The 12171-nt window shown below is 66.2% G+C and carries 13 protein-coding genes; 1 reads left to right on the forward strand and 12 read right to left on the reverse strand.

The features are described from left to right. Positions 1-32: 32 nt before the first annotated feature. From ACIGGF_RS21365 to ACIGGF_RS21385, 5 genes are read right to left on the reverse strand one after another with little or no spacing between them, the layout of a single operon-like run. On the reverse strand, positions 33-977 hold the full coding sequence (locus ACIGGF_RS21365) for a CopD family protein (protein WP_397523161.1): 945 nt from the start codon (positions 975-977) through the stop codon (positions 33-35). A 16-nt stretch (positions 978-993) separates the two neighbouring features. Further along, positions 994-1539, reverse strand: a complete 546-nt coding sequence (locus tag ACIGGF_RS21370; RefSeq protein WP_397523162.1) for a copper resistance protein CopC — start codon at positions 1537-1539, stop codon at positions 994-996. After that, positions 1536-2231, reverse strand: a complete 696-nt coding sequence (locus ACIGGF_RS21375; protein ID WP_397523163.1) for a YcnI family protein — start codon at positions 2229-2231, stop codon at positions 1536-1538. Before ACIGGF_RS21375 ends, ACIGGF_RS21370 begins: the two co-directional genes overlap by 4 nt. Before the next feature lie 45 nt (positions 2232-2276). Continuing rightward, positions 2277-2798: a hypothetical protein gene (locus ACIGGF_RS21380; RefSeq protein WP_397523164.1), complete on the reverse strand. Its 522-nt coding sequence runs from the start codon at positions 2796-2798 to the stop codon at positions 2277-2279. Positions 2799-2813: 15 nt separating this feature from the next. Further along, positions 2814-3464 (reverse strand): DUF6474 family protein, encoded by a 651-nt coding sequence (locus tag ACIGGF_RS21385; protein ID WP_397523165.1) that lies wholly within the window; start codon positions 3462-3464, stop codon positions 2814-2816. Between the two features lie 147 nt (positions 3465-3611). Between ACIGGF_RS21385 and ACIGGF_RS21390 the strand changes: the two genes are divergently transcribed. Beyond that, entirely contained in the window at positions 3612-5180 is a 1569-nt protein-coding gene (locus ACIGGF_RS21390; protein WP_397523195.1) for a TM0106 family RecB-like putative nuclease, read from the forward strand. Positions 5181-5219: 39 nt separating this feature from the next. Here ACIGGF_RS21390 and ACIGGF_RS21395 read toward each other — a convergent pair whose 3' ends face one another. The 7 genes from ACIGGF_RS21395 to ACIGGF_RS21425 all read right to left on the reverse strand — a co-directional run bounded on the left by ACIGGF_RS21395 (position 5220) and on the right by ACIGGF_RS21425 (position 12167). Next, a complete protein-coding gene (locus ACIGGF_RS21395; RefSeq protein WP_397523166.1) occupies positions 5220-5987 on the reverse strand; it encodes an SDR family NAD(P)-dependent oxidoreductase in 768 nt (255 codons plus the stop codon). 118 nt (positions 5988-6105) lie between these two features. After that, entirely contained in the window at positions 6106-6945 is an 840-nt protein-coding gene (locus ACIGGF_RS21400; RefSeq protein ID WP_397523167.1) for a carbohydrate ABC transporter permease, read from the reverse strand. Continuing rightward, entirely contained in the window at positions 6942-7847 is a 906-nt protein-coding gene (locus ACIGGF_RS21405) for a carbohydrate ABC transporter permease (protein WP_397523168.1), read from the reverse strand. Before ACIGGF_RS21405 ends, ACIGGF_RS21400 begins: the two co-directional genes overlap by 4 nt. Further along, complete coding sequence (locus ACIGGF_RS21410; protein ID WP_397523169.1) at positions 7844-9139, reverse strand: ABC transporter substrate-binding protein; 1296 nt, start codon at positions 9137-9139, stop codon at positions 7844-7846. Before ACIGGF_RS21410 ends, ACIGGF_RS21405 begins: the two co-directional genes overlap by 4 nt. Positions 9140-9232: 93 nt before the next feature. Beyond that, positions 9233-10216, reverse strand: coding sequence for a hypothetical protein (locus tag ACIGGF_RS21415; RefSeq protein WP_397523170.1), 984 nt, complete (start codon positions 10214-10216; stop codon positions 9233-9235). A 29-nt stretch (positions 10217-10245) separates the two neighbouring features. Next, a complete protein-coding gene (locus tag ACIGGF_RS21420; RefSeq protein ID WP_397523171.1) occupies positions 10246-11430 on the reverse strand; it encodes an ATP-binding protein in 1185 nt (394 codons plus the stop codon). A gap of 32 nt (positions 11431-11462) precedes the next feature. Continuing rightward, positions 11463-12167 (reverse strand): TMEM165/GDT1 family protein, encoded by a 705-nt coding sequence (locus ACIGGF_RS21425; RefSeq protein ID WP_397523172.1) that lies wholly within the window; start codon positions 12165-12167, stop codon positions 11463-11465. Positions 12168-12171 lie beyond the last annotated feature (4 nt).

The raw sequence follows: 12171 nt of genomic DNA on the forward strand, positions 1-12171 counted from the left end.
CTCAGGCTAGTACAGGGGGCCGACAGACTCGTTCATGCCGTGGTCGCCAGCGCCGCAGCCAGACCGAAGGCCACCGCCAGGACGCAGATGTGCGCGGCCGCGCGGCCCACCGAGTACTCCACGGTGGACCTGTGCCCGGCCACGCTGGGCAACCACGTTCGGCGGAAACGGTGAGCCACCGCGACCAGAATCACCGTGACGACAACTTTGGCGAGAACGACTCGGCCGTAACCGGTCTCGACCGCGGCACCGATGCCGTCCAGTTTGAGCACCGCATCCAACACGCCGGTTGCGGCGACGCCGAGAACACACCAGAAGGCGACGGTGGAATACATCGGCAGCAGCGTCGCCCAGGCCGATTTACTCCGCAGGCTCAGCGCCATCGCCCCCAGCACCCCCAGCCATACCGACGCGCACAGAACATGTACCGCAACGGCAATGGAGCCGAAGGCGAACTGCGACATATGGCCTGTGATCGGCCGCGCGACCAGTGCGAGGGAAGCCAACACGATCACCGGAACGGGAGACCAGTCTGCCCGGCGGCGATACCCGACCACTCCGATGGCGCATAGGGTGAGGGCCAGCAGAACCGTCGCCGTACCCAGTCGGCCGACCGAGATCTCGGTAGCGAATGTCGCGAACACGCTCGGCGACAACGTCAGCGGTGATCGGCCGGCGGATTCGGCCGCGGCCGCGACGAGTACCACGAACTCGGCAACCGCCCACAGGCCCGCGAGAAATCCGATCGCGCGCCACCTCACCTGCGGGTCGACGGCGTGGCGTCGGGCATCGGAACTGTCGTCCATCACTGCGAGAACGCCGAAACCCAGCACCACCGAACCTGCTGCCACCGCGATCACGCGTACCCACGAGGACCCATCGGGAAGGGTGGGGTACGCCAGTGCGAACGCAACGGCGACCCCCACCACCGCCGAGGCCGCGGCGGCGAGCACGAGCCGAGCGCTCCTCCCGCTCACCGCAGCCACGTCGGTTCTACTTCCGCGTCTTCGGCTTACGCAGGGCAAACCCCAACGCACCAGCGAAGGCCAGAACCGCAACCACGATCAGCACGATCCGACCGTAGCCGCCGAGGAACCCGCCCTCGGACTCGTCCGAGGTGGCCGACGCGTCGGCCGGTGCCCCGGGCGTGCCCGAACCTTCCTGAGTCAGCGTGAACGTCGCGGTGCCGCTCACCGGATGACCGTCGGCCGAGGTGATGCGATAGGCGAGGGTGTAGTCGCCGACCGGTCCCAGCTCGCCGACGTCGACGACGACGCTCTGGCCTTCGATGCGCGCGTCACCTTCGGACCAGATGTTGCCGTCGGGTCCGACGACGTTCAGTGTCGCGAACTGCGACTGCGGCACCTCGTTGAACGAGACCGAGGCCGTGCCCGGAGACGCGTCGAGCGAGGAACCGTCGGCCGGGCTGTATCCGGTGACCTGCGAGTGCGCCGACGCCATGGGGGCTGCGATCAGTAGAGACAGCAGTGCTACGGCCGCGACGACCAGTGTCTTCGTAGTGAAGGCCAGCACCCTCATGAGCGTCGGCTCCGGACGGTTGCGCCGATGCCGAGGCCGGCACCGATGGCACCGAGAACGAGACCGGCTCCGGCAATCCACCGGGCGGTGTTGTCAGAAGCGGTGTTGTCAGAAGCGGTGTTGTCGGAGGACGACGCCTCCGAGGATGCCTCGGCGGTCTCGGTCGTCTCCGAGTGGGTGCCGCCGTGAGCCTCGCCGCTGGCCGCGGCGAGAGTCAGGGTGGGCGCGGGCAATTCGGGCTCGCTACCGTCCTCGGTCATCGGCTCGTCCCAGTTCACGACCTCACCGTCGGTGTAGGTCTGGGTGGCGGGGAACGAGACGGTGTCCTCCTCCGGCAGCGGACCCGCCGAGAGCAGGAACTGTTGGAACTGGCCGGGCCCGACCTCGGCACCGGGATTCGCCGTCCACGTCACCGTCACCGCGAGATCGGCCGAGTCCTTCTCGACGGTGGATGTCCAGCCCGGAATGAGCTGGGTGCGAGCAGAATTGAGGCCGGGCAAGGTCACCTTGACCGAGTTGGTCGAGGCGGTATCGGATTCGGTGGGAACACGGAACGTCAGAACCGAGTAGCCGCCCTGCTCGGCGTCGGGAGCAGAGACGACGACGTGTGCCGATGCTGCACCTGCGCCGATCAGCAACGCGCCGACGGTCGTCCCGGAAACGAACAGGGCACGGGAAAGAGAGCTCTTCATGAGTATTGGGTCATTTCTGTGCAGAGATGTGGAAAAGGATGTCGGTCAGTACCGAGACACCGGGGGTCCACGACGAGAAATGGCCCAGTCCATGTCGATGCCGTGTACCGACGGCATCGCGACGGAGAACCGGACGCGGCCGACGGCGGAACCGTCGGGCAGGGGAGTGAGGAGCGCGAGAACGGCGCGGACGATGGAGGTGATCGGTCCGTAGAGGCGTTCGGCGGCGGCGATCAGCAGCGCGGCGACCACAGATGCGGCGGCGTGGAAGGCGATCATCGCTGCACTGGGAAGGAGCGAGTGATCGTGCACCATGCCGGACATGTCGCTCAGGCTCAGTGCGATGTGGGCGAGAAGCTGACCACCCATCAGGGCGGGCAGCAGGACCGTCGACCGTCTCGGTACCGCTGTCATGGCACCGACACCGATGCTGATGACGATCAGCAGAGCCAGTGCCGATCCCTGGGGATAACCACCGCCGGCGATGCCGTGTGCGGCAACCGCGAGAGTGGCGGTGACGCTACCGACAGCTCCGCCGCGCAGAGGTGCGGCGGAGGCGTCGGTCATCGTGTGAGCAGTGGGTCAGCGAACGCCGAGGCGGGCCAGCAGATCGGCTTCGATGCCGTCGAGCTCGGCGGAAATGGCCGCGTGGGCGGTCTTGCGACGGGCAGGCGGCATCTGCTCGGATGCACGCACTGCGGTCGTCAGATCGTCCAGGCGCTCGCTGATGGCGGCACCGAAACTCTTGGTCTCGGGGTCGGGGTGTCGCGCCCCGATGGTGTCCAGCGACTTCTCGGCTCCGGCGATGCGGGCGCTGAGCTTGCCGCCGTGGCCGCTGTACTCGCTGAGCTGATCCGGCGCGACACCCAGCTGCTGTGCCTTGCGGCTGTCCAGCTGCCCCCGGACGACGGTGGCCGCGCGGTAGGCGATGGGAGCCAGCACCGGCAGCAGCAGACGAGCGATACCGAGGTACTTGCGGATCTGAGCCACGCTGAGTGTGCCCGTGGCCGCCGCCTTCTGCTGCGCCCGCAGAGCCGAGACCTGCGCCTTCTCCACGTTCTTCTGCGACTTGGCCTCGACCGCGCTGAGCTTGCGCTGCGCCTTGGCGATCGACTTCAGCTGCTTGCGCTCGTTCTTCGCGCCGAGCTTCGCTTCCAGCGTGGCCTTGTGCTTGAGAGCCTTGGCCTCTGCCTTGCGAGTGGCACGACCCTTACGCTTACGGAACAAACCCATCGACAAGGCTCCTGACATGTACTGCTCGGCGGAAACGGTGCGTTTCTCACACCTTATCGGGCGCTGATCCGTGCAGGCTGTCGGAGGGCTGACCTAGTGTCTTGGAGTGTGAACGGTCAACGAGGTGCGCCAGTGCCCTCTCCCGTGCTGCTCGACGCCGGATCGTTGACGCGCTGCAGGCATCGGCTCTATCTCGATACCGCCTACGGATCGTTGCTGCGCGGTGAACCGGAGAATCCGGGTGTCCGGCAGCGACGGGAGGCAGCTCAGGCTCATCGAGAGAACATCCGCATGCAGTTGGCCGTCGCGGATCCGATGCGGTGGACCGAGATCGACGAGCCAACGGCCCGTGCTGCTGCCGACGCGACTGTCGCGGCGTGCCGCGCCGGCGTCGAGCGCATCTGGAACGCGGTACTGCCGCTCGAGCGTGATACCGGTCGGCGGGGGCGCAGCGAACTTCTGATTCGCGAGGCGTCGGGCGGCTACATCCCGGTGATCGTCGTCAACCACAAGGTCACCGATCCTGGCCGAGGCGCGCGAACCACCCCACTGACGCACTGGGACCCGGCCGTCGACGAGACCCGCAAGGTGCGCAGCCAGTTGCGCGACCAGCTTCGGCTCGCACACCTGTACCGCATGCTGGCGCACGAGGGGTTGGAACCGTCCGCGCCCGTCGGCGGCGCAGTGGGCTATCGAGGCGAATGCGTGCTGATCCACGACCTGACGACGGTGCTCGGTGAATACGACACGCGTTTCGCGGATCGGCTCGCCGTGGCCCAGGGCAGTGCCTTCACCGTTCCCTCGCAGGTGAGTGAATGTCGTTCGTGTGCTTGGTGGTTCGACTGCAAGCCGCAGCTCGAGGCCGTTCGTGACGTCTCGCTGGTCGCCTCAGGTTCGCGTGCCGATGTGCTGCGCAGCGCCGGCGTGCGGACGATCGACGAGCTGGCGCAATGGACCGGCCCGGCCCCGGAGGAGTGGCCGTTCGGAAACTTCGACGACGCGGTGTCCGCGGCCCTGGCCTGGCGAGCCGACGTGCCCCTGTTGCGTCGCTCCGAGACCGTCTCGGTGCACCGTGCCGACGTGGAAGTGGACGTCGACATGGAGAGTTACCAGGAACACGGTGCGTATCTGTGGGGCACGCTGCTCACCGAGGCAGGTGGACCGCCGCCCGAGTATCGGGGGTTCGTCACCTGGGATCCGCTGCCGACTGTCGACGAAGGTCGCTCGTTCGCGGTGTTCTGGAACTGGCTGATGGATACCAGGGCCGACGCCGCTTCTCGCGGCAAAACCTTTGCAGCATATTGCTATTCGCGTCAGGCCGAGGACAAGTGGTTGCTGGACTCGGCCCGTCGTTTCGCCGACGTCCCCGGTGTTCCCACCGAGGCGCAGATACGCGACTTCATCGACAGTGAGCAGTGGGTGGACGTCTACCAGGCCGTGAGCGATCAGTTCATCTGCCCGAACGGCAAGGGGTTGAAGAAGATTGCGCCCGTCGCGGGTTTCGCCTGGCGCGACGACGAGGCCGGCGGCGAGGCGTCGATGGGCTGGTACCGGGAGGCTGTCGGGTACGACGCGGAGCCCGATCACACCCAGCGCGAGCGACTGCTGGTGTACAACGAGGACGACGTGCTGGCTACAAAAGTGTTGCGCGAGTGGATGACCGACCGCGCCGAGAAGGAGATCCCGACGGTGGCGGACCTGCGCGCCCGTGCGTGACCCCGCGTCGAGAACCCGGGGTCACGCGCGAGGGGATCTTTAGCGCGGTGCCATCCGGATCGCGCCGTCCATGCGGATCGTTTCGCCGTTCAGGTAGTCGTGCTCGGCGATCATCTGCACCAACTGGGCGTACTCGCCGGGCTGAGCGAGGCGAGACGGGAACGGCACGGACGCCTCGAGGCCCTGACGGTATTCCTCGGTGACTCCGGCCAGCATCGGGGTGTCGACGATGCCGGGGGCGATGGTGTTGACGCGAATGCCGACCTGAGCCAGGTCACGGGCTGCGGTGATGGTCATCGCGTGCACGCCGCCCTTGGAGGCGGTGTAGGCGATCTGGCCGATCTGGCCCTCGAACGCCGCGACCGATGCGGTGTTGATGACAACGCCGCGCTGGCCGGCGTCGTCGACGGTGGCCTGCGACTGGATGCGGTTCGCGGCCAGTCGCATCACGTTGAACGTGCCCAGCAGGTTGATGGTGATGACGGTGCGGAACAGCTCGAGATCGTGCGGTCCCTTCTTGGACAGGATGCGACCCGCCCAGCCGACGCCTGCGCAGTTGACGACGATGCGCAGCGGCACACCGGATTCGACGATGGTGTCCAGTGCGGCCTCGACCTCTGCCTCGCTGGTGACGTCGGCGGGCAACAGAGTCACCCCGTCCGGCACGCTGTCGCCGGCCCGCTCGATGGACTGCGGTAGATCGAGTCCGAACACGGTGGCACCCGCGGCGGCCAGACGTGCGGCCGTTGCGGCACCGAGGCCGGACGCCCCGCCGGTGACAAGTGCTGCTGTTCCTGAAATCTCCACGTCGTACGATCCCCTTCGCTCACGATGGCGGGCCGCGGTACTGGCTGCGACCTCGTAGTCGCTTGCACCATAACCGGCGGGACACCTCACCGGCCCTCAGGCACCCCGCAGCGGGGACCTACTTGATCCCGCTGCGCGCAAATCCCGCGATGAAGTACTTCTGGAAGAACAGAAACAGCAGGGCCATCGGCACGACGTTGATCAGCGCGAACGCCATCGTGGCACCGTAGTCGCTGTTGGCCTGGCCCTGCAGGTACAGCAGGCCGATCGGTAGCGTGAACAGCTCGTTCTCGCGCAACGCGATGAGCGGCCACGCGAAGTCGTTCCACGATTGCAGCAGGCTCATGAAGGCGAGGACGGCGATCAGCGGTCCGGACAGGGGCAGCACGACGCGTCGGAAGATCTGCCAGTGCCCGGCACCGTCGAGTCGAGCCGCCTCGAGTAGCTCACGCGGAATGCCGAGCATGAACTGGCGCGCGAGGAACAGCCCGAACGCCGACGCCGAACTCGGCAGGATCACCGCCCAGTAGGTGCCGTACAGGCCGAGCCCGACGACGATGCGGAACAGCGCCACCATGATCACCTGGACCGGCAACACCAGTGTGGCCAACGCGATGAAGAACAGCGGCGTCGAGAATCGAAACTTCAAGTGCGCGAACGCATACCCTGCGAGCAGACTCGTCACGACGGTGATGATCGTAACCACGACGGCGATGGCGATCGAGTTGCCGAGCCACGTCGCGACCGGGAAGGAATCGAACACGCGGGTGACGTTCTCCCACGTCACCTGCCGAGGCCACAATCTGAGTTCGCCGCCGCCCAGCAGTTCGCCGCGGGTCGAGAACGCCACCGCGAGCATCCAGTACAGCGGTGCGACAGTGATCAGACCGATGACGGCGATGATCACGGTGCGCAGCGCCAGTGCGCGACGAGCGGATGCGTTTCTCGGACCGCTCATTCGACCAGATCCTTCGTTCGGCTCGCCCGCCACTGCGCGGCGGCGAACGTGAGGGCGAACAGGAACAGCACCATGCCTATCGACGCTGCATAGCCCTGGTCTCGGGTGACGAAGCCGGTCTCGTAGGCGTACGTGACCAGCACCGACGTCGCCCCGCCCGGTCCGCCGCCGGTGAGGACGAAGACCAGATCGAACACCTGGAACGAGTAGATGACGTTGAGGACCAGCAAGAAGAACGATGTCGGACCCAGCAGCGGCACCGTCACGTTGCGGAAGCGTTGAAAAGCGTTCGCGCCGTCCAGCCTTGCTGCCTCGTAGAGGTCCGGCCCCAGACCCTGCAGCCCGGCCAGATAGATCAGCATGTTCAACCCGGTGCGCCACCAGACCGTGGCGATGACGATCGACGCGAACGCCGGTCCGGGGGAGGATTGCCAATCGATGGCAGGCAGTCCGAAAAAACCGATCAGGTTGTTGAGCACGCCCGAGTTCTGGTCGAACACCAGAATGCCGATCAGGCCGGTCGCCACACCCGACACCGCCATCGGCAGAATCACCAGCGAACGCCACAGCGGCCGCGCCGGCAACGCAGAGTTGAGCAACACCGCAGCGATCAGACCGAACAGCATCGACAGCGGAGTGACCAACGCGGTGAACACGAGGGTGTTGATCAGTGCCCGCCAGAAGAGCGGATCCTCCACCAGGCGTGCGTAATTGGCTGCCCCGACAAATTCCCCGGCTCCGAAGCCGTCGGTCTGCTGCAGGCTGACGACGAACGCGGCGACGAGAGGAACGAGGACGAACACGGCCAGCAGTGCGTAGCTGGGTGCGAGAAATCCAGCGGCCGCGAACGCCTCCTTCCTGGCTCCGGCGCGCTTCGGTGTGCGATTCACGGTGGCCGTCATGCGCCGGTGACCCCGGCGATTCCGCTCTGCAATGCCGACACGGTGGCAGCCGCATCCTGCGAGCCTGCGAAGGCCAGGTCGAGCTGCTCCTTCAACACCGGGATGATTCCCGACATCGACGGCGACGCCACCTGAGCGGCATCCTGCGGCTGCACCGTCGTCGCCTGTCCGGCGAAGATCGGAGCCAGTTCCGAACGGATGTCGAACTCCAAGTCGGAGTTGAGCAGATCGGTGCGCGTCGGCAGCAGGGACGCGGCCCTGCAGAAGTTGCGCATCTGTTCCTGCTGGGTGACGAACTCGAGGAACGACGCCGCCAACTCCGGCTGCGAGGTCTGCGCCGTCGCGACGAGCGCGTTGCCGCCGAAGTCGCCGCCGCCCCGGCGATCTCGTGGTGCATACGTGGCCGTCCAGTCGAAACTGGCCGTGGCATCGGCGTCGGGCAACTGGAATGCACCCGACCACACCATGGCGACCGACTGCGAGAACCAGGCCTCGCTCGCGTAGCTCGAGGATGCGATGGTGTTGTTGGCCGGCACAAAGCTTTTCGAGAAGAACGACGACGAGAATTCGACGGCCCGGCGACCCTCGTCCGAATCGATCAGTGGGGTCTTCTGATCCTCGGCCAGGAACGCACCGCCGGCTTGGAACAGCAGGCTCAGCCACCGCGTGACGCCGTTGCCCTGCCAGTTGTAGGCCCACGGATACTTGTCGGCGGGCAAGGACGACCGCAACCGATCGCCGATCGAGTTCAGCTCGTCCCACGTCCAGGCGTCGTCCAGGGTGGTCGGAACGGAGTCGATACCGCCCTGCGACAACAGGTTTCGGTTCACCAGGATCGCCGAGGTGTCGGTGTGGTGCGGCAGGCCGTAAGGGATGCCGCCGTTCTGCACCGCGGCCCACGCCGTCGGCGTGAACTGATCCCGCGTGTCCGACGCCAACAGCGGTGACAGATCGAGCAACTGCCCGCGGCCGGCGTACGCACCGAACGTGTAGTACGGAACCCGGAAGATGTCGGGTGGATTGCCCGCCTGGAGCTGAGCGTCGATGTTGGTGAACATCTGCTCGTACGGCACCGCATTGAGGGTGATCGTCGACCCAGGATTGGCCGCCTCGAACGCGCTGATGGAGTCGCGGAAGCCGGCCAGTTCGGCGTCGGTACCCCACGTGGTGAACGTCAGCGTGCCCTCGGCCTGCTGCGTCGGGCTGGATTTGACGAAGCCGCAACCGGCCAGCAGCAGCGGCACCGCGGCGGCACCGGATCCGATCAGGAACGATCGTCGATCGAGAGGCATGGCGGGGCTCCATTCACCGTGGCAGTACAGACCTACTGGTCCTTATCGGTCCGGCGGAGGTTAACCACGAGTGTCTCGGCTCAAACCCGGTGTTCAGCTCCTGATTCGACCGTTGTCGTCGTACTCGATTCTCTGTGCACCGTCGCCGAGGTCGTCGAGCAGAACGGTCGCCGCAGCAGTGCGCCCGGGAGGAAGGAGCCGGACTGTTACCGAGCCTGCTTCGGCCGCATCGAGACTGTCCGCCGCGGCGGCCACGATGCGATCGCGCGCGTCGACTTCCAACGCGGCCGCGGCACGATCGTCGAGCAGCACGACCTCGACGCCGCGGGCCCGGGCGGATCTCGCTGCACGAGCGAGGTTCGGTTCGATCAGACCGCGGGCGCGGAGCGAATCGCGTAGCTCCGCTTCGAGTAACCGGCAGGCGAGGATTTCCTCGTCGGTGGGATCGGGACCGTCGGCTATGCGTTGAAGCAACGGCCGGGCCAACGCGTCGAGACTGGCCAGCCGCGCGTCGCGTTCCTCGAGCGCCGCGGCCGCCGCAGCCTCGGACGCGATCCGCACCGTCGACTGCTTGCGCAGCTCGAAAATCGCCGCGGCCAACGGCCGGATGGTGAACGCGAAGAACGTCGCCATCAGGAGCGGAGCAATGTTGATGAGGCTGAACGACAGCCCGTAGGCAACCCCCTGACCCGTCACCACAGCCCAGCCGATGGCGACCGACATGGTCAGTGCCAGCCCGAGCCACGCCGCCAGGGTGCGGCCGCGGACACACAGGAAGGTGTAGATTACCAGCGGCATGCCGAGGGGCCACGTCTGCAGGCTGCCCGTCAGCGGTACCGGCACCACTGCAAAAACCAGCGCGGCTGCCACCGGGCCGGATGCGGTCATCAGTGCGGTCGATCGGACGCTCGGTGGGTCACCCGGCGCGCGGAGCAAGAGCACGACCGCAGCGGAAAGCACGAGCACCGCCGCGTACTCGGGCCACACCGCGGACACCCCGGCCAGGGTCGTGGATGCGCACACCAGGCACGCGAGGACGAAGAATCCGGCAACGGCATAGGCTGCGGTCGACTTCATCGACAATAAATCGCGGACGTCCTCGCCGTTCATCGCTTCCAGCCCAATCGCACGATGGTGCCTGCGGTGGAGGAGTCGATATCGGCCGATCCGCCGTCGAGCTGACGCATCCGGCCCTCGATGCTGACGGCGACGCCGAGCCGGTGGGGCGGCACCGAACGCCGATCGAAGCCGATACCGTCGTCACGCACGGTGACATGCACTGTAGACGGAGCCAGCAGGGCCGAGACCGACCGTGTCGATGATCGGGCGTGAATCAGACTGTTGCGCAATGCTTCGGCAAGCGCGGCTGCGATGGCTCGTATCGCTTCGGCCGGATACTGCTCTGTCCGCTCCAGCACGCGCTCGTTCACGGTGAACTCGATGGACTCGTCGACTGTAGTTGCGGCAGAACGCAGCTGAGCCAGAGCCTCCTCGGCCGAGAACGTCTCGAAGACGGTGCCGGTAGTCAATTCGTCGAGATGCGCCAGAGCCGATCGGGCCTGACGTGCCAGGCTGGGCGTGCGGCCATGACGAGTCACGGCGAGCAGTGACGACATGACCTCGTCGTGAATCAGCGCGTCGAACCGTTCGCGCTCGACCTCGCGTGCGTCGGCCGCCGCTGCTCGGGCGGCGTCGTTCTGGGCCGTCGAGATCGTGGAGTCGAGAATGCGCCCGGTGCGAACCGCGGCGAGCGTTGCGGCCACGAACACTGTGCAGAACATCATCGCGAAGAATATGTCCGCGACCGCGTTGCTGCGGGGAAACGGTTCTCGTACAGCCTGATTGGTCAACTGCACGATGACGACCGATATGGTCATGTGTGCGAATGCGGGAACGGGGCGCCACACTGTCGCAGCGGCGAGTGCCGCCAGGCCGGGAAATGCCGCGAGAAATGTTCCCCCTTGATCGAATGTCACGCCGTCCCAGGCAGTCCACCACAGCCCGGCCATGACCGGGAACGTCAGCGCGGCGATGGAACCGGCAATGCGGATGACTTCGATGCGGGGGTGAAAGGTGGACGCCGCGAACGCAAAGCCGGTGCCGAACACGAGGACCACCGTCGTCGGAGTCCACCATCCGGGAACGACCGCACCGGTGCGCGCGATATCCGGGATCAACAGCAGCAGGTACGCCCCGTAGCCGACACCGACGAACCGGCCGATGATTCTGATCAGTCGATCCGTGGAACGATGCGCCGCATCGGACGTGCTCACCTGCTGGTCGTTGTTCATACACCCCTCCGGGGGAGGAGTGTAAACCAAGGTCAGGCGCGTTCGACGGCGCTGTGCTTCTCCTGTTGGCGCACAAGCTTGCTGCGAGAGCGTCGGACGAACACAGCAACGAGGACGGCAGACAACACGCCGATCGCGCCGGCGGCGATGTACGGAGCTGCGGTGCCGGGCATCAGGCCCTCGAAGAACAGGACGGCACCGAAGACGAAGAACAAGATGGCTGCGCCGTACCGAATCATGCGTTCCGGCAGATGCTTTCCGAGAACCGCGCCGACCACGATGGCGAGCGCATCGGCCGCGACCATACCGATCGTGGAGCCGATCCAGACCCCGACCCAGTCGTTGTCGGCCGCCAGAGTGACGGTGGCCAACATCGTCTTGTCGCCGAGCTCGGCGAGGAAAAACGCGGACGCGATGGCCAGGAAAGCCGACTTGGTGACGCGCGACGCCTTCGCGTCCTCGTCGTCGGACAGGGAATCGCCGCGCAGCGTCCAGAGTCCGAAGATGACGAACGCGATGCCGCCGACGATGGAGATCGCCTCGGTGGGGATCGACACACCGAGGAAGTGACCGACTGCGACCGAGACCAGATGCACGACGGTGGTGGCCACGGTGATGCCGCCGATGACGACGTACCACTTGTAGCGCAGGGCGAAGGTCATGGCCATGAGCTGGGACTTGTCACCCAGCTCGGCCACGAAAATCACAGCGAAACTCAACAACAATGCGGACAGCACAGCG

The sequence above is a fragment of the Rhodococcus sp. NPDC078407 genome (genome assembly GCF_044542515.1).
GTDB lineage: Bacteria > Actinomycetota > Actinomycetes > Mycobacteriales > Mycobacteriaceae > Rhodococcoides.